The organism is Micromonospora sp. AP08 (assembly GCF_008085935.1).
Classification (GTDB): domain Bacteria; phylum Actinomycetota; class Actinomycetes; order Mycobacteriales; family Micromonosporaceae; genus Micromonospora; species Micromonospora chersina.
Window position 1 is genome coordinate 347,925 of record NZ_VSEZ01000004.1, and the last position, 25,962, is coordinate 373,886.

The following is a 25,962-nucleotide window of genomic DNA, read 5'->3' on the forward strand; positions in this document are numbered from 1 at the left end:
GCCGCGGGACGGGACGAGCCAGATGCGTGGTGACCTGGTCCGGAAGCTGCTCGCCCGGGTGCTGACCACCGGGCTGGCGGTGCTGGCCTTCCTCGTCGTGGCGCTCACCGGGGCGACCGGCTGGGGGCTGGCCGTCGCGGTGGCCGCGCTCGCCGCCACCGCCTGGGAGCGCCGGGTCCGGCCCACCGCCGACGGCCTCGCCGAGTCGGTGCTGGTCGCCGCCGGCATCCTGGTCGGCTACGCCCGCCGCCTGGACGCCGGCTTCGACCCGGCGCTGGCCGCCACCGCGCTGGTCCTGCTCGGCCTGGTGCTGCTGGTCGGGCCGCTGCGCGACGCCGGCGCCCTGGAGATCCGGGCCGCCAACCTGCCGGTCCGGTCCTGGACCCCGCTGGTCGCCGCCCGGCTCGGCGACGCGCTGCTGGTGGTGCTCGCCCTCGTGGCGCTGGCCGCCGGCCTGGCCCTGCCCGCCTGGGTGGCCCTGGTGGCCGCGCTGCTGGTCGCCGCGGGCTGCGGCGCGGTCGGCCTCGACCTGGCCCGCCGCCGGTTCCGGCCGCCGGCCGGCGGCGGCCCGGTGGGCCGGGCGCTGCGCCGGCACCAGCCCGAGTTCGTCCTCTACTTCTCCGCCCCGCCCGGCTCCGAGTACCAGGTCACCATGTGGCTGCCCTACCTGGAGCGGATCGGCCGGCCGTTCATGGTGCTGCTGCGCGAGCCCGAGTTCCTGCCCACCGTGGCCGCCGCGACCCGCGCGCCGGTGGTCTTCTGCCCCACCCTGAAGACCATGGACGAGGCCCTGGTGCCGAGCCTGCGGGCGGCCTTCTACGTCAACCACGGCGCGAAGAACAGCCACTGCATCCGCTTCTCGCAGCTCACCCACGTGCAACTGCACCACGGTGACAGCGACAAGGCGCCCAGCGCCAACCCGGTCTCGGCCATCTTCGACAAGATCTTCGTGGCCGGTCCGGCGGCGATCGAGCGGTACGCCCGCGCCGGCGTGGAGATCCCCGCCGAGAAGTTCGTCGTGGTCGGCCGCCCCCAGGTCGAGGCCATCGAGGTACGCCGGGAGCCCGCCACCGCCCCGGCCCACCCGACCGTGCTCTACACGCCCACCTGGACCGGGCACCACGCCGACGCCAACTACTGTTCGCTGCCGGTGGCCGAGACCGTGATCCGCCGGCTGCTCGACCGGGGGGCCACGGTGATCCTGCGGGCACACCCCTACACGGCCCAGAACCCGGCCTCGGCGCGGCAGCTGGCCCGCCTCACGGAACTGCTCGCCGCGGACCGGGCGAAGACCGGCCGGGCGCACCTGTGGGGGGCGGCGGCCGGCCGCGACCTGACCCTCACCGAGTGCGTCAACCGCGCCGACGCGCTGGTCTCGGACGTCTCCGGGGTCATCTCGGACTGGCTCTACTCCGGCAAGCCGTACGCGGTCACCGACATGGGGGTCGACGGCGAGCACTTCGTCGAGCGGTTCCCCCTCGCCGGCTCCGGCTACGTGCTGCGGCGGGACATGTCCAACGTGGACGAGGTGCTGACCGCACTGCTGGACACCGACCCGAAGGCGGCGGACCGCTGGGCCACCCGGGTCCGCTACCTGGGCGACTTCCCGGCCGAGTCGTACGCCGAGGTGTTCCTCGACGCCGCCCGCCGGCAGCTCACGGCGGACTGGGCCGCGCCCGCCCCGCGGGACGGCTCGCCGGTCCCCTCCCCCGCCGCCTGAGCCGCCGGTCAGAGGTACGCGTCGAGGAGGGCGAGCACGGCGGCCGGGTCCTCCACGTGCGCGTTGTGGCCCAGCCCCGGCAGCGTGGCGACCGGCACGCCCAGCTCCTTGAGCTGCGCGTCGGTCACCATCGGGTCCTGCTCGCCGCGAGCCAGCAGCACCGGCACGTCGGTGGCGGCGAGCAGCGCGGGCAGCCGGGGCTCCCCCACCGCGAACGCGGCCGGGTCCATGGCCAGCCGCCAGCGGCCGTCCTCCCGGCGCAGCCCCGCCTCCACCACCGGGTGGTCGGGGGCGAACAGCCCGGCCAGCCCGGACACCCGCAGGTAGCGGCGGGCCGCCTCGTCCCGGGTGGCGAACCAGGTCACCGGGCGGGCGGCCAACTCGTGGGCCTTCTCCAGGTCGGCCGGGGACCACACGGCCTTGATGCCGAGCCCGACCACCGCGTCGACCGGCAGGCGCCGGGACCGCGCGGCGAGCGCCAGCGCCACCACCCCGCCGAGCGAGTGCCCGAGCAGCACGAGCCGGTCGTGGGGGCCGAGCCGCTCGGTCACCGGGCCGAGCCCCTCGACCACCCGTCGGGCGAGGGCCTCGAAGGAGTAGCCGGGCAGCGGCGGCGACCAGCCGTGCCCGGCCAGGTCGGGCGCGAGCCAGCGCCCCGCCCAGTGGCGCTCCAGCAGCGGCGCCCAGGGCAGCCACACCTCACCGGTGGCACCCATGCCGTGCAGCAGCAGCAGATGGCGGGTACCCGTCTCGTCGCCCATACGGCGCAGTGTGCCACCGGACGGACACCCGGCGCGAGAGCGGACACGGGCGCGGACGACGTCGGGCACCGGCTCGGTGGAGCCGGTGCCCGACGGGAGGGGTGATCAGGCGGAGTAGCCGCGGGTGGCGGCCCAGTTCGCCAGGTCGATGGTGCTCATCCAGTACGCGGGCAGCGCCGCGTTCGCCGAGTCGGCGATCCGGACGGTGCGGCCGTCGTTCTTGTAGCCGACCACGGCGATGTAGTGGCCGCCCGGGAACGAGTGCCAGCCGCCGTCGGTGTCCGTGGCGTCGCCGGCGATGTTGACCACCACGCCCCGGCCGTCGGTGATCGCCTTGACCACGTCCGCCTGGAGCTGGTCGATCTCGGCCGGGCTCGCCGAGCCGCCGAACATGTGGGTCCGGTACGGGTTGCCCTTGACCATCTGGTTCAGGCCCCGGGTGGTGTCCTCGGCCGAGTTGGTGCCGTTCTCGCCGGCGTTCAGCGGGGCGATCATCGCGTCCTGGGTGGTCTCGACGCCACTCGCGCTGAGCGCGTTGCGCACCGCGGCCGGGCCGCAGTTCCAGTAGGCGGTCTGCGCCTCGTAGGTGTAGTCGAGCACCTTGCTCGACGGGGGCTTCGGCTTGGCCTTCGGGGTGGTGTCCGGGTCGGCGGCGGCCTTGGCGGCCGGCTTCGCGGCCGACGGCGACGCGCTCGGCGAGACCGAGGGCGACGGGACGGCGACCCGGGCCTCGCCCCGGCTGGCGACCTCACCGAGCCGGGAGCCCAGCTCGGCGACCGAGGCGGTGTTCTCCTGGGGGGCCGGGGCGTCGTCGGTGGCGGCGACGGCGGCGCTGGCGCCGCCGGCCAGCACGAGCGCCGCGGCCGAGCCGGCGATGATCCGGTACGGGCGTTCGGTCACGAGGCGGCGCAGCTGACGCTTCAGGTGGTGCTTCACGGTTTCCTCCACGGGGCGTGGCGGCACGCGCCGGCCCGGCACGCGGAGGAACTCACGCGCGCTGCGGGGCGGATGGCCGGGGAACGGGGAGCGCCCGGGGGGCCGGGCGGTCGGGGCGGGTTGCCGGTTTCGGTCGCCCTCAGGCGAGCGCCGGCACCGCGATGCCGTGGAGGCGGGGGGACGAGCGGGGGGTGGGCACGAGGAATGGCACTCCTTCCGTGACCGCCGACCGGGTTAGCTGACGGATTCGGGCGGGAAGTACGCCCTACCGCAGGCCGTGGCCCGCGGATTCACCCCGATGTTGCTGTGGGTCCCCGGTTCGTCAGAGCACGATTAGGCGGGTCGGCGCGGCGTCGCCTCTTGCGATCGAAAACCGCTCCGGACGCGCTGACACTACCGGTGGGTATGCCGGCTGCCAAGCGCTCCCACCTGCGTAAACCTCGTGCACCACTACGGATATCGGAACAGTCGGTCACTCACTTCACTCAATGGGACGAGCAGTTACGGCGGCGCCGCGCGGCCAAAAGCGGACATCCGGTGGCGACCAGCGCGGAATTGCGGGTGTCAATCGCCCGGCCCGGCACCGATGACCGTTTCCGCGGACGGGTGACAGGCCTCACCGAATTCGGATAACGATTCGGTCGAGCTCGCCGGGTCAGCCGGCCCGGGCCGGGCGCCAGCGCGCGCCGGGCACGGCGGCCGGGACCGGAGCCGGCGCCGCCCCGTCCCGACCCCGCACCGTCGCCGGGGCTGCGCCCGGAAGGGCGGGGCGCAGCGCGCCGGCGGCCGCGTACGCCTCCGCGGCCAGGGTCCGGGCCGCCTCGGCGGCCAGCTCGGCGTCCCGCCAGGCCCGCCGCTCCCGCTCGGCGGCCGCCGCCCAGCCGGCCCGGCGGCCCTCCCGTACCGCCCGGGCCAGCACGATCTCCTGCTCGGCCGGGTGCCGGCGCGGGTCCCACCCGTTGCGATGGGCCAGCACGTCGGCGAGCTGCCGGGCGCTCAGGTCGCCCCGCCAGTGCGCGGCCATCGCGGCGTGGTGCAGCCAGCGCTCCCGGGCCGCGTACTCGGCGGGTGTGCGCGGGGTGTGCGGCGCGGGCAGCGCGGCGGTGCCGGCGAAGCGGCGGGCGGCCGCCTCGGCCTCGTCGTACGCCCGCCAGGCCCGGTCCGCCTCGCCCTGGGCGGCCAGCCACTGCTCCCGCCGCCTCCGGGCGGTCTGCGCGGCCCCGGCGGCGGCCACCGCCACCTCGTCGGCGTAGCGGCGCAGGTCGGCCCGGCGGGCGGCCTCCTCGGCGACCCGGTCGGGCGCCGGATCGGTCCCGTCCTCCCGCTCGGGGCGGGCGACCAGCACGGCGAGCAGGCCCAGGGCCAGCAGGAGCAGGGCCGACCAGATCGCGGCGGCCTCGGGGACCTCGGTCAGGAAGCGGTAGAGAACGGTCTGCGGCATGGTCGGCACCTCACGGGAGAGAACGTGGTGGAGAGGTGTCCGCACGAGCCGTGAAAGCGGCGGGGTGCACCGGGAACGGGTGCCGGGCCGCCGACGGGCGGGTGCGGGGGTGAGGTTCGGTGCGTACGGCGGGCGCGGGCCGGCGGGCCCACGGTCGGGTCAGCGGGCGGGCGGGGCCCGGGAGCCGACGGTCGCGGGAACCAGCCCGGCCAGCACGACAGGTCGCCCCGCCGGGCGGGTCACGGCCCGGGGCGCGGCCACCGGCTCGGGCCCACCGACCGGAACGGCCCGGTGGTCGACGGGTGCGACGTCGCTGAGGTGTTGCCCGGCGGCGCCGGGCTGGAGGGTCCGGCCCTCGACCGGGGCCACCGCGGAGGACGCCACCGGCGTGGTCGCGGCGCCGCCGACCGGCAGCGTCGCCGCGCCGAACGAGCAGGCGGCGAGCACGGCCAGGCTGGCCAGTGTGCGGGCGATCCAGCGCGCCACCCACCACACGGGACAGGTGAGCGCGATCGGCAGCACGGGTACAAACTACCGCCGATGCCGCCACATCGCACCGCCGCCGGGCGTGTCGCGCCATCCGTCAACCGGCGTCCGTCCGGCATGGACGATCGGCCGGCACAGGGCGGCGGGACGCCGTTGCCGGCCCGGGCATCGGTGGGCGACGTCGGCGGGCCGCGCCCGGCTCAGCCCGGCCCGCGCCGCCCGGCGTACTCGATGGACCTTGCCGGGGTGGCGGGTGCCGCGACCGGTCCGGCGGGGGCCGGCCGCGGGGCGGGCACGGACGGCGCCGGCGCGGCGGTGGCCGCCGCCGGACGGGCACGGCGGGGCGGCCCGAGACGGCGCATCAGGGGCATCTCCACCCAGTGGTGCAGAGCCGCGGCGAGCAGCAGGTTGAGCAGCAGGAGACCGAGCACCGCGAGCGGCCCCCACCACCCGCGCAGACCCGTGCCCCAGTCCCCGGTGAGCCGCAGCACGGTGGTCATGACCAGCACGTGCACCAGGTAGAAGGCGAACGAGACCTCGCCGAGCCAGACCATCAGGCGGGACCGCCACGGCGTGCGCCGGCCCCGGACGTCGGCGTCCGCGGCGGCGGTGATGACGAGCAGGTAGGCCACCGCGAGCAGGGCCGCCCAGAACTCGGCGCGGATCCACTGCGCGGCCACCACCCAGGTGGCCACGAACAGCAGGCTCGCGGCGGCCAGGTTCGGCCCCCGCCAGCGGCCCCGGCGCAGCAGTTCCGCCGCGGCCGCCCCCATCCAGAACTCAACGGAGCGGGTGACCGGGAAGATCTGGGTGAACCACCAGCGGCTCTCCTCGGGCACCAGGAGTTGGGCGGGCCACAGGGCCAGGATGAGCAGCGGCACGGCGATCACCACCGCCCACAGGACGCCGACGCGGGCCCGGCGCAGCCACGGCAGCACCAGCGGCAGGCACAGGTAGAAGGCCAACTCGCAGGAGAGCGACCAGCTCACGTTGTTGACGCTGTAGAAGTAGCCGTCGAGGGGGATCCACGCCTGCACCAGCAGGAGGTTCCCGATCGCGGCCCACGGGGCGACCGGGTCGGCGAACCAGAACGCGACGGCCAGCGCCCCCGCGAAGGTCACCAGGTGGTTCGGGTAGATCTTGGCAATCCGGCGACGAAGGAAACTGCGCCGCGGCTCGCCGTCCCGGTACGACCACACCAGCACGAATCCGCTGAGGACGAAGAAGAACTCCACTCCGGACAGGCCCAGGGCGAACGCCCGGTCCAGCACCGCCCTGACGCCGGGCTCCGCGACGATCCGCATGGTGCCGACGTGGAAGGCGAACACCAGGAGGGCGGCGATCCAGCGCAGCCCGGTGAGCGACGGCAGCCGGGTGGCGCGGGTGGCCGGGGCGCTTGTCACCCGGGGCACCCTACCCGGTGGTAGCCGGGGCCGCCGACGGACCGCGCTCGCACCGATCCTCGTACGCCTGTTCGACAGCAGGGTAGGATCGGCGGCGTGTCCGACGTCGCGTACCAGCCCTCGATGCTCGACCTCGCCGAGCAGGGCCCTTCCCTGGGCCCGCTCGCCGGGCGGCTGCGCCGGCACGAGCTGAGCCGGGGCGCCTGGGTCGACCACCTCCCGGGCTGGGTGGCGGGCTCCGACGCGGTGCTCGACACGCTGCTGCACGAGGTGCCGTGGCGGGCCGAGCGCCGCACCATGTACGACGCCGAGGTCGCCGTCCCCCGCCTGCTCTGCTGGTACGGCGCCGGCCGGCCGTTGCCCCACCCGGTGCTCACCGCGGCGCGCGACACGCTCACCCGGCACTACGCGCCCGAGCTGGGCGAGCCCTTCGTCACGGCCGGCATGTGCCTCTACCGCGACGGGCGGGACAGCGTGGCCTGGCACGGCGACACCCAGGGCCGCTCCGCGCACACCGACACCATGGTGGCCATCGTCTCGTTCGGCTCGCCCCGGCCGCTGCTGCTGCGCCCCCGGGGCGGCGGCGGGACCAGCCTGCGCTTCCCGCTGGGGCACGGCGACCTGGTGGTGATGGGCGGGTCCTGCCAGCGCACCTGGGAGCACGCCATCCCGAAGACCGCCCGGCCGGTCGGCCCCCGGGTCAGCGTCCAGTTCCGGCCCGCCGGGGTGGCCTGACCCCAGCCGGCCCCGGGCCCGAGCCCGCGCCGTGCTAGAAACAACTCTCAGGGTCGATCACGCCCCCGTCACCTGACGACGCGAAGGGCGCAGCATGACCCAGTCCCCCACCTCCCGCCGGTCCCCGTGGCGCCTGCACGGCGACGGGCGCTCCGTCACCCCCGGCGACGTGGTCCACCCCGACGAGCGGCTCTCCTGGCCCCGGACCATCGGCGTCGGCGTGCAGCACGTCGTCGCCATGTTCGGCGCCACCTTCACGGTGCCGCTGATCACCGGCTTCCCGCCGGCCACGACGCTCTTCTTCTCCGGGTTGGGCACGCTGCTGTTCCTGCTGATCACCGGCAACCGGCTGCCGTCGTACCTGGGGTCGTCGTTCGCCTTCATCGCCCCGGTGCTGGCCGCGAAGACCGACGGCGGGATCGGTGCGGCGCTCGGCGGCATCGTGGTGGCCGGCGCGGCGCTGGCGCTGGTCGGGGTGGTGGTGCAACTGGCCGGGGCGCGCTGGATCGACGCCCTCATGCCGCCGGTGGTGACCGGCGCCATCGTGGCCCTGATCGGGCTCAACCTGGCCCCGGTGGCCTGGGACGGCGGCGGCAGCGGCACCGGATTCAAGTCGCAGCCGCTCATCGCGGTGATCACCCTGGTCGCGATCCTGGTCACCACGGTGCTCTTCCGCGGCTTCCTGGCCCGGCTGTCGATCCTGCTCGGCGTGGTCGTCGGCTGGGTGCTGGCCGCGCTGCTCGGCAAACTCGACCCGGCGGCGGTCACCACGCTGAAGGAGGCCGACTGGGTGGGCCTGCCGCAGTTCCACGCGCCGAGCTTCGGCCTGCGCGCCGTGGTGCTGGTCATCCCGGTGATCCTGGTGCTGATCGCGGAGAACGCCGGGCACGTCAAGGCGGTCGCCGCGATGACCGGGCGGAACCTGGACCGGGACATGGGCCGGGCGTTCCTCGGCGACGGCGTCGCCACCGTGCTGGCCGGCGCGGGCGGCGGCTCCGGCACCACCACGTACGCGGAGAACATCGGCGTGATGGCGGCGACGCGGGTCTACTCGACGGCCGCGTACTGGGTGGCCGGGTTCGCGGCGGTGCTGCTCGGGCTCTGCCCGAAGTTCGGCGCGCTGATCCTCACCGTGCCGGCCGGCGTGCTGGGCGGCGCCACCACGGCCCTGTACGGCCTCATCGCCGTCCTGGGCGCCCGGATCTGGATCGAGAACCGGGTCGACTTCCACGACCCGGTCAACCTCATGACCGCCGCGGTCGCCGTGATCGTCGGCGCGGCCAACTACACCCTGACCGCCGGGGACCTCTCCTTCAACGGCATCGCCCTGGGCACCGCCGCCGCCCTGGTGATCTACCACGGCATGCGTCTGATCGCCCACCTCCGCGGCACGACCCCGGCCTCCCGCCGGGGCCCCGAACCGGAACTCTGACCCCGGGATGCGGGAAGGGGCCCTGCGGCGCAGCCGCAGGGCCCCTTCCACGCGTGACGGTCAGTCGCGGTCGATCTGGTGGCCGATCACCGTGGGGCCGAGCATCACCGCGAAGCCGGAGCCGTCGCGGCGGGGGTCGGCCGGCGGCAGCTCGACCGGGTCGCCGGTGGCGGTGGCGCCGACCGGGCGCGGGCCGATCCAGGCCACGGCCAGGTCCAGCTCACCCTTGAGGAACCGCTGGGCGCGCACGCCACCGGTCGCCCTCCCCTTCGCCGGGTACGCCTTGAAGGGCGTCACCTTGACCGTGGCGCCCGTCGAGGTGACCACCATCGGCTCGCCGTGACCCGGGTCGTCGGTGCGGACCGCGCCGAAGAAGACCACCCGCGCGCCGGCCGGCAGGTTGATGCCGGCCATGCCGCCACCCTTGATGCCCTGCGGCCGGACCACGGACGCCGCGAAGCGCAGCAGCGACGCCTCCGAGGAGACGAACGCCAGGGTCTCCGCCCCGTCGGTGAGCCAGGTCGCCCCGACCACCTCGTCGCCGTCGCGCAGCGAGATCACCTCGAACTCGTCCGAGCGGACCGGCCACTCGGGCGCGCAGACCTTCACCACGCCGTGCCGGGTGCCGAGCGCCAGGCCGGGTGAGCCCTCGGCGGACGGGCCGAGCGGGGCCAGCCCGACGACCGTCTCGCCGGGCTCCAGCGGCACCAGCTCGGCGGCCGACATGCCGCCGCGCAGCGACACCGTGCCGGACTGCTCGGGCAGCACCGGCAGCGGGAGTACGTCGATCTTGAAGGCTCGCCCGGCGCTGGTCACCAGAAGCACCCGGCCGCGGGCGGTGGAGTGCACCGCCGCGCGTACCGCGTCGTGCTTGACCCGGCCGCTGCGGCGGCGCGCCTCGGCGGCCTCCTCCGACTCGGCCGCGGTCCGGGCGACGAGCCCGGTGGCGGAGAGGATGACCTGGCAGGGGTCGTCGGCGACCTCCAGTGGACCGGCCGGCACGGAGGCCGCCAGGACCTCCTTGAGGTCGCCGTCGACCAGGGTGGTGCGGCGGTCGGCGCCGGACTGCTTCACCACGGCGGCCAGCTCGTCGGAGACCAGCTTCCGCAGCACCTTCGGGTCGTCGAGGATCTTCGACAGCTCGGCGATCTCGCCGCGCAGCTTCTCCTGCTCGGCCTCCAGCTCCAGCCGGTCGTACTTCGTGAGCCGGCGCAGCGGGGTGTCCAGGATGTAGGTGGCCTGGATCTCGGAGAGCTTGAACTTCTGCATGAGGCCGTCCTTGGCGGCCTGGGCGTCCTCGCTGGCCCGGATCAGCTTGACCACCTTGTCGATGTCGAGCAGGGCGATCAGCAGGCCGTCGACCAGGTGCAGGCGCTCCTCGCGCTTGCGCTTGCGGTACGCGCTGCGCCGGGTCACCACCTCGTAGCGGTGGGCCAGGAAGACCTCCAGCAGCTCCTTGAGGCCGAGGGTCTGCGGCTGGCCGTCCACCAGGACCAGGTTGTTCACGCCGAAGGACTGCTCCAGCGGGGTGAGCCGGTAGAGGTCGGCCAGCAGCGCCTGCGGGTTGACACCGACCTTGCACTCGATGACCAGCCGGGTGCCGTTCTCCCGGTCGGTGAGGTCCTTGACGTCGGCGATGCCCGTCAGCCGCTTGGTCTTGTTGACCTCGTTGGTGATGGCCGCGATGACCTTCTCCGCGCCCACCCCGTAGGGCAGCTCGGTGACCGTGATGGCCTGCCGGCCCCGGCTGCCCTCCAGCGGGCCGGTCTCCACCCGGGCGCGCATCCGCACCACGCCGCGCCCGGTCTCGTACGCCCGGCGCACCTCGTCGAGGCCGAGCAGCAGACCGCCGGTGGGCAGGTCGGGGCCGGGGACGAACTCCATGAGCTTGTCCAGCGTGGCGTCCGGGTGGTTGATCAGCCAACGGGCCGCCTGGACCACCTCGGCCAGGTTGTGCGGGATCATGTTGGTGGCCATCCCGACCGCGATCCCGGACGCGCCGTTGACCAGCAGGTTGGGGAAGGCCGCCGGCAGCACGGTGGGCTGGGTCAGCGAGCCGTCGTAGTTGGGCTCGACGTCGACGGTGTCCTCGCCCAGCTCGCCGACGAGCAGCATGGCCTCGCGGGACATCCGGGCCTCGGTGTAGCGGGCGGCGGCCGGGCCGTCGTCGGGCGAGCCGAAGTTGCCGTGCCCGTCGATGAGCGGCACGTTGAGTGAGAAGTCCTGCGCGAGGCGGACCATCGCGTCGTAGATCGCCGCGTCGCCGTGCGGGTGGTACTTACCCATCACGTCGCCGACGATCCGGGCCGACTTCACGTGGCCCCGGTCGGGGCGGTGGCCCTGCTCGTACATCGACCAGAGGATGCGCCGGTGCACCGGCTTGAGCCCGTCCCGGGCGTCGGGCAGGGCTCGCGAGTGGATGACCGAGAACGCGTACTCCAGGTAGGAGTCCGAGACCTCGTTGACCAGCGGGTTGTCGAAGACCCGGGCGCCGGCCTGGTCGAAGGCGGAGAGGTCCGCCTTGGCGCGGTCGTCCTTGCGGCGTGCCATGGTTCAGCTTTCCCTTCGAAGAACCCGGTGGTCAGGCGTCGATGGCGTCGCGGTCGACCAGGTCGGCCGATTCGATGAGCCAGTTGCGGCGGGGCTCGACCTTCTCGCCCATGAGCAGTTCGAGGATCCGCTCGGCGGCCTCGACGTCGTCGAGGGTGATCCGACGGACCGCCCGGGTCGCCGGGTTCATGGTCGTCTCCCAGAGTTCGTCGGCGTCCATCTCGCCGAGACCCTTGAACCGCGGGATGGGCGTGACGATCTGCTTGCCGGCCTTCTCCAGCTTGCGGACCGTCGCCTCCATCTCGGCCTGCGTGTAGGTGTAGACCGTCTGCGGGTTGCGCCCCCTGGTGGTGATCTTGTGCAGGGGCGGCATGGCCGCGTAGAGCCGGCCCGCCTCGATCAGCGGTCGCATGTAGCGGGCGAAGAGCGTGATGAGCAGGGTGCGGATGTGCGCGCCGTCCACGTCCGCGTCGGCCATGATGAGCACCCGGCCGTACCGCAGCGCGGAGAGGTCGAAGGTACGCCCCGAGCCGGCGCCGAGCACCTGCACGATCGCCGCGCACTCGGCGTTGTCCAGCACCTGCTGGAGGTTGGCCTTCTGCACGTTGAGGATCTTGCCGCGGATCGGCAGCAGAGCCTGGTATTCCGAGGAGCGGGCCATCCGGCTGGTGCCGAGCGCGCTGTCCCCCTCGACGATGAACAGCTCGCTGCGGTCCACCCCGGTGGCGCGGCAGTCGACCAGCTTGGCCGGCATCGACGCGCCCTCCAGAGCGGTCTTGCGCCGGGCGGCGTCCTTCTGCTGCTTCTGGGTGAGCCGGACCCGGGCCGCGTCGACGATCTTCTGGAGCACCGTCCGGGCCTCGGCCTTGGTCTTCCGGTCCTCCAGCCACGCCTTGAGGTGCGCCTCGACCAGGCCCTGGAGCACCTTGGTGATGCCCGCGGTGGAGAGCTCGTCCTTGGTCTGCGAGGTGAACTGCGGCTCCGGGATCCGCACGTGCACCACGGCGGTCATGCCCTCCAGGACGTCGTCCAGGGTGGGCGCGTCCTCCTTGGGCTTGAGCAGGCCGCGGGTGTTGCGGGCGGCCTCCGCCAGGGTGCGGGCCAGGGCCCGCTCGAAGCCCTTGCGGTGGGTGCCGCCGTGGGCGTTGCGGATGGTGTTGGTGAAGCACTCGACGGTGCGCTCGTAGCCGGTGCCCCAGCGGAACGCCACCTCGACCTCGGCCCGGCGCTGCACGTTGGACTGCATGACGCCGGTGGCGTCGGCGGCGTTCTCCCGGTAGGTGCCCTCGCCGGTGACCAGCAGAGTGCCCGAGACCGGGCGGTCGCCGGCCGGGGCGAGGTATTCCACCATGTCGGTGAGGCCGTTGGGGAAGTGGAAGTTCTCCTCGACGGGCTTCTCGCCGGTCTCGTCGCGCAGCCGGTAGGCCACGCCGGGCACCAGGAAGGCGGTGTTGCGCAGCTTGAGCCGGACCGCCTCGATGTCGAGCGCCGCGCCCGTCTCGAAGTAGCGCGGGTCGTGCCACCAACGGATCGAGGTGCCGGTGCGCTGGCCGCGCTTCATGGCGCCGACGATCTGGAGGCCGGGGCCGGGGGTGAACGGCGCGTCCGCCCCGTCGCCGTCGAAGATCCCGGGCACGCCGTGCCGGAACGACATCGAGTGGACCTTGCCGCCGCGGCGGACGGTGACGTCGAACCGCCGGGAGAGCGCGTTGACAGCCGACGCGCCCACGCCGTGCAGGCCCCCGGAGGTCTTGTAGCCGGAGCCACCGAACTTGCCGCCCGCGTGCAGCCGGGTCAGCACCAGCTCGACGCCCGAGATGCCGGACTTGGCGTGCACGTCGGTCGGGATGCCGCGACCGTCGTCGTCGACCCGTACCGAGCCGTCGGCGTGCAGGATCACGTCGATCTTCGTGGCGTGACCCCCGACACCCTCGTCGGTCGAGTTGTCGAGGATCTCGTTGACGAGGTGACCCACGCCACGGCTGTCGGTCGAGCCGATGTACATGCCGGGGCGCTTCCGGACGGCATCGAGGCCCTCCAGGTGCGTCAGGTCGTCGGCCCCGTACAGGGTCTCAGGCTGTGCGGTCAACTGGTCGTACTCCCAGGTCTCGGCGGTGTGGTGCCGGTCACCGTGTCGATTCCCCAACTCGATCGCCACGGGCGGCGCGCCGCAGCGAGCCTAGCCCGGCGCTCCGACAGAGCTGTGGCACCCGTGCGGTGCGTTGTCCGGTTAGGCTCCGGGCGGTCCGTGCCACCGCTTTCGTGCAGGGGGCTGGAGCGAGGAGGCGTCCGTGCTGGACAACGTCGTGAACAGCCCGATGTCTTCCCGGGCCGCCGCCGGGGACGACCCGGGCGACCGCTTCGAACGGCTCTACGCCGAGGCCGAGCGGGGCGCGGCGGTGGTGCCGTGGGACCGGGACAGCCCACACTCGCTGCTCACCGAGTGGACCGAGCGGGACCGACCGGACCGCGCCGGCCGCCGCGCCCTGGTGGTCGGCTGCGGCTTCGGCCGGGACGCCGAGCACCTGGCCCGGCTGGGCTTCGCCACCGTGGCCTTCGACATCTCCCCCACCGCGGTGCGGACCGCCCGCCGCCGCCATGCCGGCTCCCCGGTCCGGTACGAGACCGCCGACCTGCTCGACCCGCCCGCCGCCTGGCTCGACGGATTCGACCTGGTGCTGGAGAGCATGAACGTGCAGGCGCTGCCGGCCGGGACCCGGGAGCGGGCGATTCCGGCGGTGGGCCGGCTGGTCGCGCCCGGCGGGACCCTGCTGGTGATCGCGGCCGGCCGGCGCGACGACGAGGAGGTCGACGGGCCGCCCTGGCCGCTGACCCGGGCCGAGCTGGACGCCTTCGCCGCCGGGCCGCTCGTCCCGGCACGGACCGAGGAGATCGTCGCCCCGGACGGCGGCCTCCGCTGGCGCGCGGAGTTCCGCCGGCCCGCCTGATCCAGGGCCCGCCACGGCCGCCCTGCCCACCGCCGCCGTGGCGCTGGGCGCTCTTCCAGGCCGACCCACGACATCGACCTGGTGCTCGTCGGCCTCGGCTCGAACAACCCGGGGCTCAGGGGAGCACGGCCGTCCCGAGCACGTGCGGTGCCGCCGGACCCGGTATACCGGTCGGCGGGAAGCGGAACCGGTCCAGCTCGACCACCGTGAAGCCGGCCGCCCGGATCGCCGCCACGGTGTCCCGCGCCGTGTGGCAGCCGGCGCAGCAGAGCGGCCAGAGCGTCGCGTCCGCCGCGCGCTGGACCCGGCGCAGCCCGGGGGTCTCCGCGACGACGTGCTCGTAGAAGCGGAGCTGCCCGCCCGGGCGGAGCACCCGGCGCGCCTCGCGCAGCGCCACCGCCTGGTCCGGCACCGAACAGAGCACCAGCGACAGCACCACCGCGTCGGCGCTCGCGTCGGCGACCGGCAGCGCCTCGGCCAGGCCGGCGGCCACGGTCACCGGCACCGGGGCGTCGGGCACGGCGGCCCGGAGGACGGCGCGCAACCGGGGCTCCGGCTCCACGGCGAGCACCCCGGTCACGGTCGACGGATAGTGGCGCAGGTTCCGCCCGTTGCCCGCGCCGACCTCGACCACCCGGCCCCGCAACCCGGCCACCAGGCGGCGCCGGTGCGCGGCGGCGCCGGCCCGGTCCATGGCGACGCTGGCCCGGGCGAAGACCCGCGCGAAGATCGGATGCGAGACGGCCATCAGGCACGCACCGGTGGGCCGCCGAGGGCGAGCAGCACCGGACCGGCCGCGCCGTCGGCCAGGTCCCCGAGGCGTACGCCGTCGAGCACGGCGAGGAAGGCGGCCTGGGCCCGGCGCAGCTCGCCGCGCAGCCGGCAGCCCGCCACCAGCGGGCAGGCCGGCTGCTCGCAGTTGACCACCTCGTCGTCGCCCTCGAAGGCCCGGACCACGTGGCCGACGGTCAGCTCCCCGGCGTGCTCGGCGAAGGTCACCCCTCCGGAGCGGCCTCGGATGGTGAGGAGAACCCCGAGCCGCTGCAACCGCTGCACCACCTTGGCCACGTGGCTGCGCGGCAGCGCGAGTTGCGTGGCGAGCTCGTCCACCGTCGTTCGGGTCGGGGAGGCGGCGGTCAGCATGGCGATGCGCAGCGCCATGTCGGTCGACCGGTTGAGCTTCACGCCTCGACCCTAGCCAGCGGTCGCTCGTCGCGACACGGGTCGAACCGCCCGTTGCCGGGTGTGACGAGCGCTACCGCGACCCCGGGACCTTCGACCCTGAAGAGGAACTTTGGATGCCTGTTCAGTGGGGAGCGACCCGTTCGACGCCCCAAGGAGTAATCGTGCTTTCGGAATCCTCAGCAGCGGTGGTGACGGCGACCCTGCCCGCCGTGCAGGCCAACGGCGAGGCGATCACCGGCCGGTTCTACCAGCGGATGTTCGCCGCCCACCCGGAGCTGTTGAACATCTTCAACCGGAGCAACCAGGCCACCGGCACGCAGAAGGCGGCGCTGGCCGGCGCCGTGGTCGCGTACGCCGAGCACCTGATCGGCGGCAGCGCCGTGCCGTGGGGGCCGATCCTGGACCGGATCGCGCACAAGCACGTCTCCCTGGGCATCACCGCCACCCAGTACACGATCGTCGGCCGGCACCTGATGGCCGCGGTGGCCGAGGTGCTCGGCGAGGCGGTCACCCCCGAGGTCGCGGCGGCCTGGGACGAGGTGTACTGGCTGCTGGCCTGCGAGCTGGTCGCCCGGGAGGCGCGCCTCTACACCGAGGCCGGGGTGCCGGAGAACGGATCGGTGTGGCGCGAGTGGCGGGTCACGGACAAGACGGCGGAGACCCCTGACGTGGTGTCGTTCACCCTGGTCCCCGCCGACGGCGGACCGGTGCCCGGCTTCACCGCGGGCCAGTACACCTCCGTCGCCGTCGACCTGGGGGGCGGCTGCGGCCAGCAGATCCGGCAGTACAGCTTCTCCGGCCGGCCCGGCGCCGACCACTGGCGGATCACCGTGAAGCGGGTACGCGGGACCGGCGGCGCGCCCGACGGCATGGTCTCCGGTTTCCTGCACGAGCGGGTGGCCGTCGGCGACACGCTCCGGCTCAGCCCGCCGTTCGGCGAGGTCAGCGCGCTCGGTGGCGGGGAGCCGCTGCTGCTGGTCAGCGCCGGCATCGGACTGACCCCGGCCATGTCGGCGCTGGCGCACCTGGCGGCCACCGAGCCCGAGCGGCCCGTGACGCTGGTGCACGCCGACCGCAGCGGGGCCGCGCACGCGCTGCGCCACGAACTGCCCGCGCTCCAGGAGCGGCTGCCGAACCTGTCGGTACGCCTCTGGTACGAGGACACCGCCGGCGCCGAACTGGCCGGCATCAAGGCGGAGATCGCCGAGGGGCTCGTCGACCCGGCGCTGGTCCCGCTCGCCCCCGGCGCGTACGTGCACCTGTGCGGGCCGGTGCCGTTCATGACCCTGGTCCGCGGCGGCCTGCTGCGCCGGGGCGTACCGGCCGAGCGGATCGCGTACGAGGTGTTCGGTCCGGGCATGCTGCGCTGAGGCTCGCCATCCGCGCCGACCGGGCCGGTGTCGGGCAGCGCCCGACACCGGCCCTCGCCGTCTCCCGGCAAGCCCACCCTGGTCCGACCCGCCACCCGGCTCGCACGACGACCGACCTGAACCACCGCACGCCACGCTCCGTGAGGACCGCTCCCAACCCGACCCCCCCTTCGGACTCGCTTTGCTCTGCAGCCCCATAGGCATCGCTCACGGAGGGTTGCCGGTGCGTATAGGGCTGCAGAGCAAAGGCGGGCGAAGGGGGGTGGCGGTCGGGGAGTCCAAGTTCGCGTATTGCCTGCTCAGGCCGAGGCTGCTGGCGGCGACCGCGGAGGCGGCCGCTCAGCGGTGCCGTCACGCTTCGTAACCGCGACCGTCGAAGGGGGCAGTCACTCAGGGTCGCGTCCGGCCCCACGGACGGCATCGGGCCACCGGCCGGCCGCAGCACGGCCCGCGTTCCCGGTCAGGCCCAGCGGGCGACCACCGCGGCGAGCACCAGCAGGGTGCCGACCATCTCGATCAGTCCCACCCGTACCGGGGTGAGTCGCCGGCCGGGCAGGATCCCCGCCCGGAGCAGCAGCAGCGCGAAGACCCCCGCCACCGCCGGCCCCCATCCGGCGGCCACCGCCACCGCCAGCGCCACCAGGTGGTACGCCAACGAGGCCCACCGGTACCGGGCGCTCCCCCGCTCCCGGATCATCGTCTTGACGTACAGCACCGTGCCGACCAGGTACGCGCCGACCGCCGCCGCCACCCCGACCAGGTCGCCCGGCGCCACCTCGGCGACGGTGCCCACCACGAACACCATGAGCAGGCTCTGCGCCACCGACGCGAGGTCGTTGAGCAGGGCCCGTTCCCGGCGAAGCCGGGCGTGCCCGGCGTTGACCGCGAGGAGCACGGCGTAGAGCGGGACGTAGCCGAGGACGGCGGGGCGGGCGAGCAGCACGGGCACCCCGAGCAGCGCGGTCGCCCCGCCGTAGACCAGGAGCTGCGGCCGTACCCGGTCGGCGCGACCGGTCTTCACGGCGAGCAGGGCGTAGTACGAGAACAGGTAACCGGCGAGCCCGACGCCGAGCAGCGGCAGGTGCAGCCAGCGCGGACCGGTCACACCGACCGCCGCGACGAACGGCAGGAGCAGCATGGCCCAGGCGCCGTGCTGCGGCGGCAGCCAGCGGTTCCGGCGGCCACGGGCCGGTCGACCGGACCGCGCGGCCACGTGCCCGGAAGCAGGTCCGGCGGCGGGCCGGTCGGAGGCGGGGCCGGCGGCAGGACTGGTGCCGGTGGCGTGCAACGGTCGGACGGCGCTCATCCGCGGGCGACCGTGAGCAGCACCACGGCGTCCTCGTCGGCGTGCAGCGCGTGGTGGGCGTCCGGGATCACCAGCAGGTCTCCCGCCGAACCCGGCCAGGTCTGGTCACCGGCGGTCAGGCGGACCCGTCCGCGCAGCACCTGGAGCGTCGCGTCGCCGGGGCTGGCGTGCTCCGCCAGGGCGTGGCCGGCGACCAGCGCGACGAGCGTCTGACGCAGCAGGGTGGTGGGACCGCCGTGCAGGGTCCGGGCGCTGCGCCCGCTGCCGGTGGCCCGGGCCAGGGTGAGCTGCTCCTCGGCGAGCACGGACAGTGAGGGCGAGGACACCAAACACCTCCCGGTCGGATCGGCGCGGGCACCGGGGCACCGGAGCCGGGCGCGCCGCTTTGCCCAGCTTCGCCGCTTCACATGGGGTCGACCAGGGGCTTTGGTCCCGAATTGGAAACTCCACAACGGAGATTCGACTTCTCGGGAGAAGTCGATGATCTACAGGTTAGGTCCTGGTCGCCAGGGTAGGGACCACTCATGCGCGTCCTTGGAATCAACGCGATCTTCCACGACCCCGCGGCCGCCCTGGTGGTCGACGGCCGGGTGGTGGCCGCTGCCGAAGAGGAGCGGTTCAGCCGCCGCAAGCACGGCAAGCGGCCGGTGCCCTTCTCCGCCTGGGAGCTGCCCGAGCTGTCCGCGGCATGGTGCCTGGCCAGCGCCGGGATCGACGTGGACGCCCTCGACGCGGTCGCGTACTCCTTCGACCCCGGCCTGTGCCGCGACGCGGCCGAGCTGGGCCTCAGCGACCCCTGGGACTGGCTGCGGGTCGACTACGCCCGGCGGGCCCCGCAGTTCCTGGCCGCCGCCCTGCCCGGGCTCGACCCGGAGAAGGTGCGGTTCGTGCCGCACCACGTCGCGCACGCGGCCTCCGCCGGCCTGGCCGCCCCGCCGGCCGGCGAGGACACCGCGGTGCTGGTGCTCGACGGCCGCGGCGAGGTGGCCAGCCACCTGGCCGGCGTCTACCGCGACGGCCGGCTGTCGCCGCTGCACTCCCAGCAGCTCCCCCACTCGCTCGGCCTGCTCTACGAGGACCTCACCCGGCACCTGGGCTTCCTGCACTCCAGCGACGAGTACAAGGTGATGGCGCTGGCCTCGTACGGGCAGCCCCGGCACCTGGGCCTGCTCCGTGACCTGGTCCGGGCCACCGACGACGGCGGCTTCCAGGTCGAGCGGATCGACTGGTCGAGCATGGCCAAGGCGGTCGCGGCCGGCGGCGAGCTGGCCGAGGAGCACGCCGACCTGGCGTCCAGCGTGCAGGTGCGGCTCGAGGAGGTCGTCCTCGACCTGTCCCGCTGGCTGTACGACGCCTCCGGCGGCGCCACCACCCTGGCCATGGCCGGCGGGGTGGCGCTCAACTGCGTGGCCAACGCCCGGCTCGCGGCCGAGGGGCCGTACCGGGACGTCTGGGTGCAGCCGGCGGCCGGCGACTCGGGCACCGCGCTCGGCGCTGCGCTGCACGTGGCCGGTGAGCTGGGCGACCGGTCCGCCCCGATGGCCGGCGCCGACCTGGGCCGGGGCTGGTCGGACGAGGAGCTGGAGGCGGAGCTGCGCCGGGCGGCGCTGCCGTACACGCGGCCGGCGTCCATCGCCGCCGAGGCGGCCCGGGTGCTCGCCGACAACGGGATCGTCGCCTGGTACCAGGGGCGCAGCGAGTACGGTCCGCGGGCGCTCGGCCACCGGTCGCTGCTGGCCCACCCCGGCGACCCGGACACCACCCGCCGGATGAACGACGTGAAGGGCCGCGAGCAGTTCCGGCCGATCGCCCCGATGGTCCGCGCGGAACGCTTCGCGGAGCTGTTCGACGGCGTCTACCCCAGCCCGTACATGCTCTTCGTGCACCGGGTGAAGCCGGAGTGGCGGGACCGCATCCCGGCGGTCACCCACGTCGACGGGACCGCCCGGGTGCAGACCGTGCACCCGGAGACCGAGCCGGTGGTGGCCGAGCTGCTGGCCGAGTTCGAGCGACGCACCGGGCTGCCCGTGGTGGTGAACACCTCGCTGAACACGGCCGGGCGGCCCATGGTGGACACTCCCCGCGAGGCCATGGAGCTGTTCGGCTCCGCCCCGGTGGACCTGCTCGCCCTCGGCCCGTTCGCGGTGCACCGCCGCGCGCTGGGCGGCGCCCGATGATCAGTGTGGTCGTGCCCACGCTGGGGCGGCCCAGCCTGGCCACTCTGCTCGACGCCCTGGCCGGCCAGCTCGACGAGCTGCCCGGCGCCGAACTGCTGCTGGTCGACGACCGGCGCGACGACACCGGGGAGCTGGCCGTACCGGGGGCGCTCGCGGCGTACACGAAGGTGCTGACCGGGCGTGGCGCGGGCCCGGCGGCGGCCCGCAACCTCGGCTGGCGGGCGGCGCGCGGCGAGTGGGTGGTCTTCCTCGACGACGACGTGGTGCCGGCCCCGGACTGGGCCCGACGGCTGCGCGCCGACCTCGCGGTGGCCGGCGGGACCGGCGGCGTGCAGGGCGTCGTTGACGTCCCGCTGCCCGGGCACCGGCGCCCCACCGACTGGGAACGGGGCACCGCCGGCCTGGCCGCGGGCCAGTGGATCACCGCGGACATGGCCTACCGCCGGGCGGCCCTGGCCGCCGCCGGCGGCTTCGACGAACGCTTCCCCCGCGCCTACCGGGAGGACGCCGAACTGGCCCACCGGGTGCGGCGCGCCGGCTGGGACCTGGTCCGGGGCCGGCGGCGGGTCACCCACCCGGTGCGGCCGGAGAGCCGCTGGGTCAGCCTGCGCACCCAGCGCGGCAACGCCGACGACGCGCTGCTGCGCCGGCTCTACGGCCGCGGCTGGCGCGCCGACCTCGACCTGCCCCCGGGGCGGCGGCCCCGGCACGTGGCGGTCGCCGCGGCCGGCACCGTGGCGCTGGCCGCAGCGGCGCTGCGCGCCGCTCCCCTCCGCTCCGCCCGAGCCCGGCGCGCGCTCGGCGTGCTCGGCGGCGTGGCCGCGCTCGGCTGGGCGGCCGGCACCGCCGAGTTCACCCGGGTCCGCGTCGCACCCGGCCCGCGCACCCCCGACGAGGTCGCCACCATGCTGGTGACCAGCGCGCTCATCCCGCCGCTCGCGGTCGTGCACTGGGTACGCGGCTGGCGGCACGCCCGCGCCGTCCCCGCCGGGGACCTCGTCACGGGGGCGGGACGCTGATGTTTACGTCCTTGTCCCAGGGCAACTTCTCGGCCATGAAACCGTCGGGCCCCGCCCTGTACGACGCGGTGCTGCTCGACCGTGACGGCACCCTGGTCGAGGACGTGCCCTACAACGGCGACCCGGAGAAGGTCCGGCCGCTGCCCGGCGCCCGGGAGGCGCTGGACCGGCTGCGGGCGGCCGGGCTCCGGCTGGCCGTGGTGACCAACCAGTCCGGACTCGCCCGGGGCTACTTCACCGAGCGCGACATGCACGCGGTGCACGCCCGGATCGAGGAGCTGCTCGGCCCCTTCGACCACTGGGCCATCTGCCCGCACGACGACACCGACGGCTGCGCCTGCCGCAAGCCGGCACCCGGACTGGTGCACGAGGCCGCCGGGGCGCTCGGCACCGCGCCCCGGCGCTGCGTGCTGGTCGGCGACATCGGCCGCGACATGGCCGCCGCGCTCGCCGCCGGAGCCACCGGGATCCTCGTGCCCACCCCGGTCACCCGCCCCGAGGAGGTGGCCGAGGCGCCTGCCGTCGCCCGGGACCTGCCCGGCGCGGTGGACGAGATCCTGCGCCGGGACCGGGCGGTACGGCCCGTGGTGCCGCGCACCGGGCGGGCCGGCACGGTGCTGGTGGCGCGCAGCGACTCGGCCGGCGACGTGCTGGTCACCGGCCCCGGCATCCGCGCGGTGGCGGCCGGGGCGGAACGGGTGGTGCTGCTCTGCGGGCCACGCGGCCGGGCGGCCGCGGAGCTGCTGCCCGGCGTCGACGAGATCATCGAGTGGCCGCTGCCCTGGATCGACGGCTCCCCGGAGCCGGTGGACCCCGACGACATGCGGCGGCTCACCGCCCGGCTGGCCGCGGTGGGCGCCGACGAGGCGGTCGTCTTCACCTCCTTCCACCAGTCGCCGCTGCCCCTGGCCCTGCTGCTGCGGATGGCCGGCGTCCCGCGGATCAGCGCGATCAGCGACGACTACCCCGGGTCCCTGCTGGACGTCCGGCACCGGGTGCCGGTCGGCGTGCCCGAGCCGGAGCGGGCGCTGTCGCTCGCCGCGGCGGCCGGCTTCGCCCTGCCCGCCGGCGACGAGCCGGTGCTGCGGCTCCGCGCCGACCTGCCCGCGCCCGCCGTCGACCGGCCCGCTGGCGACTACCTGGTGGTGCACCCCGGCGCGTCGGTGCCGGCCCGGGCCTGCCCGCCGGAGCGGTGCGCCGAGATCGTGGCCGCCCTCGCGGCTGACGGGCACCGGGTGCTGGTCACCGGTGGGCCCGGCGAACGGGAACTGACCGCCCGGGTGGCCGCGGCCGGCGGCACCGACCTCGGCGGAACGACGGACCTGGCCGGGCTCGCCCGGATCCTCGCCGGGGCCCGCTGCCTGGTGGTGGGCAACACCGGGCCGGCCCACCTCGCGGCCGCCCTCGGCACCCCGGTGGTCAGCCTCTTCGCCCCGACCGTCCCCTTCGGGCAGTGGGCGCCCTACCGGGTGCCGACGGTCCGGCTCGGCGACGCCGGGGCGGCCTGCCGGGACACCCGCGCGGCCCGCTGCCCGGTCGCCGGGCACCCCTGCCTGAGCGGCGTCGACCCCGCCCGGGTGGTCGCCGCCGTCCGCCGGCTCGTCCCCGGCTGAATCCAGCCGACCCGCCCCCGCCCCGCCGCCGACGAGGAGAGAGATGAACGTTCTGCTCTGGCACGTGCACGGCTCCTGGACCACGTCGTTCGTGCACGGGAGACACCGGTACCTGGTGCCGGTCACGCCCGACCGCGGCCCGTACGGGCTGGGTCGGGCGCGCACCTACGAATGGCCGGAGAACGCCGTCGAGGTGACGCCGGAGGAGCTGGGACGGACCGACGTCGACCTGGTGATCCTGCAACGGCCCGAGGAGCTGGAGCTGGCCGAGGAGTGGCTGGGCCGCCGGCCCGGCCGGGACCTGCCGGCCATCTACGTCGAGCACAACACCCCCAAGGGCGACGTGCCGGACACCCGCCACCCGATGGCCGACCGGGACGACCTGCTGCTCACCCACGTCACCCACTTCAACGAGCTGTTCTGGGACAACGGCGGCACCCGCACCGCCGTCGTCGAACACGGCATCGTGCCGCCGAAGGTGGAGTGGACCGGCGAGCTGGACCGGCTCGCCGTGGTCACCAACGAGCCGGTACGCCGCTGGCGGGTCACCGGCACCGACCTGATGCCGCGCTTCGCCGCCGTCGCCCCGCTGGACGTCTTCGGCATGGGGGTGGCCGGGCTGCCCGAGCGGACCGGGCTGCCGCCCGATCGGCTGGCCGCCCACGACGACCTGCCGCAGGAGCGGATGCACGCCGAGGTGGCCCGGCGGCGGGCGTACCTGCACCTGTGCCGCTGGACGTCGCTCGGGCTGAGCCTGATCGAGGCCATGACCATCGGCATGCCGGTGGTCGCGCTGGCCACCACCGAGGCCGTGGACGCCGTCCCGCCCGACGCGGGGGTGCTCTCCACCCGGGTGGACACCCTGGTCGAGGCGGCCCGCTGGCTCGCCGAGGACCGCGACGCGGCGTACCGGCTGGGGGCACGGGCACGCGAGGTGACGAAGGAACGCTTCGGGCTCGACCGGTTCCTCGCCGACTGGGACCGGCTCATGGAGGAGGAGACATGCGCATCGCGATGATTTCGGAGCACGCCAGCCCGCTCGCCGTCCTCGGCGAGGAGGACGCCGGCGGGCAGAACACCCACGTGGCGGAGCTCGCGGCCGCGCTGGTCGGCGAGGGGCACGACGTCCGCGTCTACACCCGTCGGGACTCCACCGTCCTGCCCGAGGCGGTGGCCACCGCGGACGGCTACCAGGTGTGCCACGTGCCGGCCGGCCCGGCGCACCGGGTGCCGAAGGACGAGCTGCTGCCGTACATGGGCGAGTTCGGCAGCTGGCTGGCCGACACCTGGCGGCGCGGCGACTGGACCCCGGACGTGGCGCACGCGCACTTCTGGATGAGCGGGCTGGCGACGGTGCACGCCGGGCGGCGGACCGGGGTGCCGACGGTGCTGACGTACCACGCGCTCGGCACGGTCAAGCGCCGGCACCAGGGCGCGAAGGACACCAGCCCACCAGGGCGGATCGGCTACGAGCGGACGCTCGGCCGGGCCGTGGACCGGGTCGTCGTGCAGTGCGAGGACGAGGTCGCCGAGCTGGTCCGGATGGGCGTGCCCCGGTCCCGGATGGCGCTCGTCCCGTCTGGCGTGAACCAGGCGGTGTTCCGCCCCGACGGCCCGGTCGCCCCGCGCGACCCGGCCCGCCCCCGCCTCCTCACCGTCGGCCGGATGGTCGAGCGCAAGGGCTTCCTGGAGGTGGTCCGGGCGCTGCCCGCGGTGCCGGACGCCGAGTGCGTGGTGGTCGGCGGCCCGCCGGCCGACCTGCTCGCCGCCGACTCGTTCGCCCGGCGGCTCTCCGCGCTGGCCGAGTCGTGCGGCGTGGCCGACCGGGTGAAGCTGGTCGGCGCGGTGCCCCGCGAGGAGATGGGCACCTGGTACCGCTCGGCGGACGTGCTGGTCGCCGCACCCTGGTACGAGCCGTTCGGCCTCACCCCGCTGGAGGGAATGGCCTGCGGGGTGCCGGTGGTCGGCACCAACGTCGGCGGCATCGCCGACACCGTCGTGGACGGGCTCACCGGTGACCTCGTGCCGCCGCGCGACCCCCGCGCGCTCGGCACCGCGCTGCGCCGGCTGCTGTCCGACAAGGTCCGGCGGTTCGCGTACGCCACGGCGGCGCTGGACCGGATCCGCAGCCGGTACTCCTGGAAGCGCTGCGCCGAACAGCTCGGCGCGGTCTACGCCTCGCTGACCACGGCCTCCCGGCCAGCGCCGGCGGTGGCCTGATGAGCCACCACGACACCCTCGACGCCCACCTGTCCGGGCTGGCCGCGGCGCTGCTGCCGTACCGGCGGGAGGCCGAGCGGCTGGCCGGCTGGGGCACCGAGCTGGCCTGGACGCTGGCCCGGGGCGGGCGGCTGCTGGTCGCCGGCAACGGCGGCAGCGCCGCCGAGGCCCAACACCTCACCGCCGAACTCGTCGGCAAACTCCGCGACGACCGCGAACCCCTGTCCGCCATCGCCCTGCACGCCGAAACCTCCGCCCTCACCGCCATCGGCAACGACTACGGCTACGACGAGGTCTTCGCCCGCCAGGTCCGCGCCCACGGCCGACCCGACGACATCCTCCTGCTCATGTCCACCAGCGGCACCAGCACCAACCTCCTCACCGCCGCCCAGGCCGGACGCGACACCGGCCTACGCTGCTGGGCCTTCACCGGCCCCGCCCCCAACCCGCTCGCCGACCTGTGTCACGACGTGCTCGCCGTGCCGTCCCCGGACAGCCAGGTGGTGCAGGAACTGCACCTGGTCTCCACGCACCTGCTCTGCGAGTACGTCGACCAGGCGCTGCCGCTGATCCGGCAGCTGCCGACCGCGTCCGTACCGGCGCCGCGGGCCGGCACGTACGCCCGGTGGGCCCCGCCGGCCCCGCGCCGCGCCGAGCCGG

The 25,962-nt window shown here is 75.0% G+C and carries 21 protein-coding genes, 1 pseudogene and 1 riboswitch; of the genes and pseudogenes, 11 read left to right on the forward strand and 11 right to left on the reverse strand.

Annotation, left to right across the window (positions count from 1 at the left end):
• Positions 1–22: 22 nt before the first annotated feature.
• Positions 23–1,720, forward strand: coding sequence for a CDP-glycerol glycerophosphotransferase family protein (locus FXF50_RS10015; protein WP_148426935.1), 1,698 nt, complete (start codon positions 23–25; stop codon positions 1,718–1,720).
• A gap of 8 nt (positions 1,721–1,728) precedes the next feature.
• On the opposite strand, the gene FXF50_RS10020 is transcribed toward FXF50_RS10015, so the two are convergent.
• The 5 genes from FXF50_RS10020 to FXF50_RS10040 all read right to left on the reverse strand — a co-directional run bounded on the left by FXF50_RS10020 (position 1,729) and on the right by FXF50_RS10040 (position 6,747).
• Complete coding sequence (locus FXF50_RS10020; protein ID WP_148426936.1) at positions 1,729–2,481, reverse strand: alpha/beta fold hydrolase; 753 nt, start codon at positions 2,479–2,481, stop codon at positions 1,729–1,731.
• A 105-nt stretch (positions 2,482–2,586) separates the two neighbouring features.
• Complete coding sequence (locus tag FXF50_RS10025) at positions 2,587–3,429, reverse strand: C39 family peptidase (RefSeq protein ID WP_187399600.1); 843 nt, start codon at positions 3,427–3,429, stop codon at positions 2,587–2,589.
• Positions 3,430–3,625: 196 nt separating this feature from the next.
• A riboswitch (cyclic di-AMP (ydaO/yuaA leader) is annotated at positions 3,626–3,767 on the reverse strand.
• 305 nt (positions 3,768–4,072) lie between these two features.
• On the reverse strand, positions 4,073–4,858 hold the full coding sequence (locus FXF50_RS10030; protein WP_148426938.1) for a hypothetical protein: 786 nt from the start codon (positions 4,856–4,858) through the stop codon (positions 4,073–4,075).
• Positions 4,859–5,017: 159 nt separating this feature from the next.
• Positions 5,018–5,380, reverse strand: coding sequence for a hypothetical protein (locus FXF50_RS10035; RefSeq protein WP_148426939.1), 363 nt, complete (start codon positions 5,378–5,380; stop codon positions 5,018–5,020).
• A gap of 164 nt (positions 5,381–5,544) precedes the next feature.
• Positions 5,545–6,747: an acyltransferase gene (locus FXF50_RS10040; RefSeq protein WP_148426940.1), complete on the reverse strand. Its 1,203-nt coding sequence runs from the start codon at positions 6,745–6,747 to the stop codon at positions 5,545–5,547.
• Between the two features lie 96 nt (positions 6,748–6,843).
• Between FXF50_RS10040 and FXF50_RS10045 the strand changes: the two genes are divergently transcribed.
• Together FXF50_RS10045 and FXF50_RS10050 are read left to right on the forward strand one after the other, a co-directional pair.
• Positions 6,844–7,482, forward strand: a complete 639-nt coding sequence (locus FXF50_RS10045) for an alpha-ketoglutarate-dependent dioxygenase AlkB (RefSeq protein ID WP_148426941.1) — start codon at positions 6,844–6,846, stop codon at positions 7,480–7,482.
• Positions 7,483–7,576: 94 nt separating this feature from the next.
• Positions 7,577–8,914 (forward strand): uracil-xanthine permease family protein, encoded by a 1,338-nt coding sequence (locus tag FXF50_RS10050; protein ID WP_148426942.1) that lies wholly within the window; start codon positions 7,577–7,579, stop codon positions 8,912–8,914.
• A 60-nt stretch (positions 8,915–8,974) separates the two neighbouring features.
• Here FXF50_RS10050 and FXF50_RS10055 read toward each other — a convergent pair whose 3' ends face one another.
• Together FXF50_RS10055 and FXF50_RS10060 are read right to left on the reverse strand one after the other, a co-directional pair.
• Entirely contained in the window at positions 8,975–11,464 is a 2,490-nt protein-coding gene (locus FXF50_RS10055; RefSeq protein WP_148426943.1) for a DNA topoisomerase (ATP-hydrolyzing) subunit A, read from the reverse strand.
• 31 nt (positions 11,465–11,495) lie between these two features.
• Positions 11,496–13,610, reverse strand: a complete 2,115-nt coding sequence (locus FXF50_RS10060) for a type IIA DNA topoisomerase subunit B (RefSeq protein WP_187399605.1) — start codon at positions 13,608–13,610, stop codon at positions 11,496–11,498.
• A gap of 145 nt (positions 13,611–13,755) precedes the next feature.
• On the opposite strand from FXF50_RS10060, the gene FXF50_RS10065 reads away from it, so the two are divergent.
• Positions 13,756–14,412 (forward strand): bifunctional 2-polyprenyl-6-hydroxyphenol methylase/3-demethylubiquinol 3-O-methyltransferase UbiG, encoded by a 657-nt coding sequence (locus tag FXF50_RS10065; protein ID WP_255509970.1) that lies wholly within the window; start codon positions 13,756–13,758, stop codon positions 14,410–14,412.
• Between the two features lie 115 nt (positions 14,413–14,527).
• Here FXF50_RS10065 and FXF50_RS10070 read toward each other — a convergent pair whose 3' ends face one another.
• Entirely contained in the window at positions 14,528–15,160 is a 633-nt protein-coding gene (locus FXF50_RS10070) for a class I SAM-dependent methyltransferase (RefSeq protein ID WP_148426944.1), read from the reverse strand.
• A complete protein-coding gene (locus FXF50_RS10075; RefSeq protein WP_148426945.1) occupies positions 15,160–15,597 on the reverse strand; it encodes an Rrf2 family transcriptional regulator in 438 nt (145 codons plus the stop codon). Before FXF50_RS10075 ends, FXF50_RS10070 begins: the two co-directional genes overlap by 1 nt.
• 113 nt (positions 15,598–15,710) lie before the next feature.
• On the opposite strand from FXF50_RS10075, the gene FXF50_RS10080 reads away from it, so the two are divergent.
• Complete coding sequence (locus FXF50_RS10080) at positions 15,711–16,967, forward strand: globin domain-containing protein (protein WP_148426946.1); 1,257 nt, start codon at positions 15,711–15,713, stop codon at positions 16,965–16,967.
• A 460-nt stretch (positions 16,968–17,427) separates the two neighbouring features.
• Here FXF50_RS10080 and FXF50_RS10085 read toward each other — a convergent pair whose 3' ends face one another.
• On the reverse strand, positions 17,428–18,273 hold the full coding sequence (locus FXF50_RS10085; protein ID WP_148426947.1) for a YwiC-like family protein: 846 nt from the start codon (positions 18,271–18,273) through the stop codon (positions 17,428–17,430).
• Positions 18,270–18,599: a cupin domain-containing protein gene (locus FXF50_RS10090; RefSeq protein ID WP_148426948.1), complete on the reverse strand. Its 330-nt coding sequence runs from the start codon at positions 18,597–18,599 to the stop codon at positions 18,270–18,272. The genes FXF50_RS10085 and FXF50_RS10090 overlap by 4 nt, the downstream gene beginning before the upstream one ends.
• A gap of 198 nt (positions 18,600–18,797) precedes the next feature.
• Between FXF50_RS10090 and FXF50_RS10095 the strand changes: the two genes are divergently transcribed.
• The 6 genes and pseudogenes from FXF50_RS10095 to FXF50_RS10120 all read left to right on the forward strand — a co-directional run.
• On the forward strand, positions 18,798–20,450 hold the full coding sequence (locus FXF50_RS10095) for a carbamoyltransferase C-terminal domain-containing protein (protein WP_148426949.1): 1,653 nt from the start codon (positions 18,798–18,800) through the stop codon (positions 20,448–20,450).
• Positions 20,447–21,469: a glycosyltransferase family 2 protein gene (locus FXF50_RS10100; protein WP_148426950.1), complete on the forward strand. Its 1,023-nt coding sequence runs from the start codon at positions 20,447–20,449 to the stop codon at positions 21,467–21,469. The genes FXF50_RS10095 and FXF50_RS10100 overlap by 4 nt, the downstream gene beginning before the upstream one ends.
• A 35-nt stretch (positions 21,470–21,504) precedes the next feature.
• A complete protein-coding gene (locus FXF50_RS10105) occupies positions 21,505–23,082 on the forward strand; it encodes an HAD-IIIA family hydrolase (RefSeq protein WP_255509971.1) in 1,578 nt (525 codons plus the stop codon).
• 43 nt (positions 23,083–23,125) lie between these two features.
• On the forward strand, positions 23,126–24,100 hold the full coding sequence (locus FXF50_RS10110) for a glycosyltransferase (protein WP_148426952.1): 975 nt from the start codon (positions 23,126–23,128) through the stop codon (positions 24,098–24,100).
• A complete protein-coding gene (locus FXF50_RS10115; protein ID WP_148426953.1) occupies positions 24,085–25,302 on the forward strand; it encodes a glycosyltransferase in 1,218 nt (405 codons plus the stop codon). Before FXF50_RS10110 ends, FXF50_RS10115 begins: the two co-directional genes overlap by 16 nt.
• Positions 25,302–25,868: pseudogene (locus FXF50_RS10120) on the forward strand (SIS domain-containing protein); the annotation flags it as partial. The gene FXF50_RS10115 and the pseudogene FXF50_RS10120, both read left to right, overlap by 1 nt.
• Positions 25,869–25,962: the final 94 nt, after the last annotated feature.

Coding starts and splice junctions, on each gene's coding strand:
- FXF50_RS10055 (WP_148426943.1), bottom strand. CDS start 11,464: ATGGCACGCCGCAAGGACGACCGCGCCAAGGCGGACCTCTCCGCCTTC.
- FXF50_RS10105 (WP_255509971.1), top strand. CDS start 21,505: ATGAAACCGTCGGGCCCCGCCCTGTACGACGCGGTGCTGCTCGACCGT.
- FXF50_RS10095 (WP_148426949.1), top strand. CDS start 18,798: ATGCGCGTCCTTGGAATCAACGCGATCTTCCACGACCCCGCGGCCGCC.
- FXF50_RS10015 (WP_148426935.1), top strand. CDS start 23: ATGCGTGGTGACCTGGTCCGGAAGCTGCTCGCCCGGGTGCTGACCACC.
- FXF50_RS10030 (WP_148426938.1), bottom strand. CDS start 4,858: ATGCCGCAGACCGTTCTCTACCGCTTCCTGACCGAGGTCCCCGAGGCC.
- FXF50_RS10100 (WP_148426950.1), top strand. CDS start 20,447: ATGATCAGTGTGGTCGTGCCCACGCTGGGGCGGCCCAGCCTGGCCACT.
- FXF50_RS10050 (WP_148426942.1), top strand. CDS start 7,577: ATGACCCAGTCCCCCACCTCCCGCCGGTCCCCGTGGCGCCTGCACGGC.
- FXF50_RS10020 (WP_148426936.1), bottom strand. CDS start 2,481: ATGGGCGACGAGACGGGTACCCGCCATCTGCTGCTGCTGCACGGCATG.
- FXF50_RS10085 (WP_148426947.1), bottom strand. CDS start 18,273: ATGAGCGCCGTCCGACCGTTGCACGCCACCGGCACCAGTCCTGCCGCC.
- FXF50_RS10070 (WP_148426944.1), bottom strand. CDS start 15,160: ATGGCCGTCTCGCATCCGATCTTCGCGCGGGTCTTCGCCCGGGCCAGC.
- FXF50_RS10110 (WP_148426952.1), top strand. CDS start 23,126: ATGAACGTTCTGCTCTGGCACGTGCACGGCTCCTGGACCACGTCGTTC.
- FXF50_RS10115 (WP_148426953.1), top strand. CDS start 24,085: ATGCGCATCGCGATGATTTCGGAGCACGCCAGCCCGCTCGCCGTCCTC.
- FXF50_RS10080 (WP_148426946.1), top strand. CDS start 15,711: ATGCCTGTTCAGTGGGGAGCGACCCGTTCGACGCCCCAAGGAGTAATC.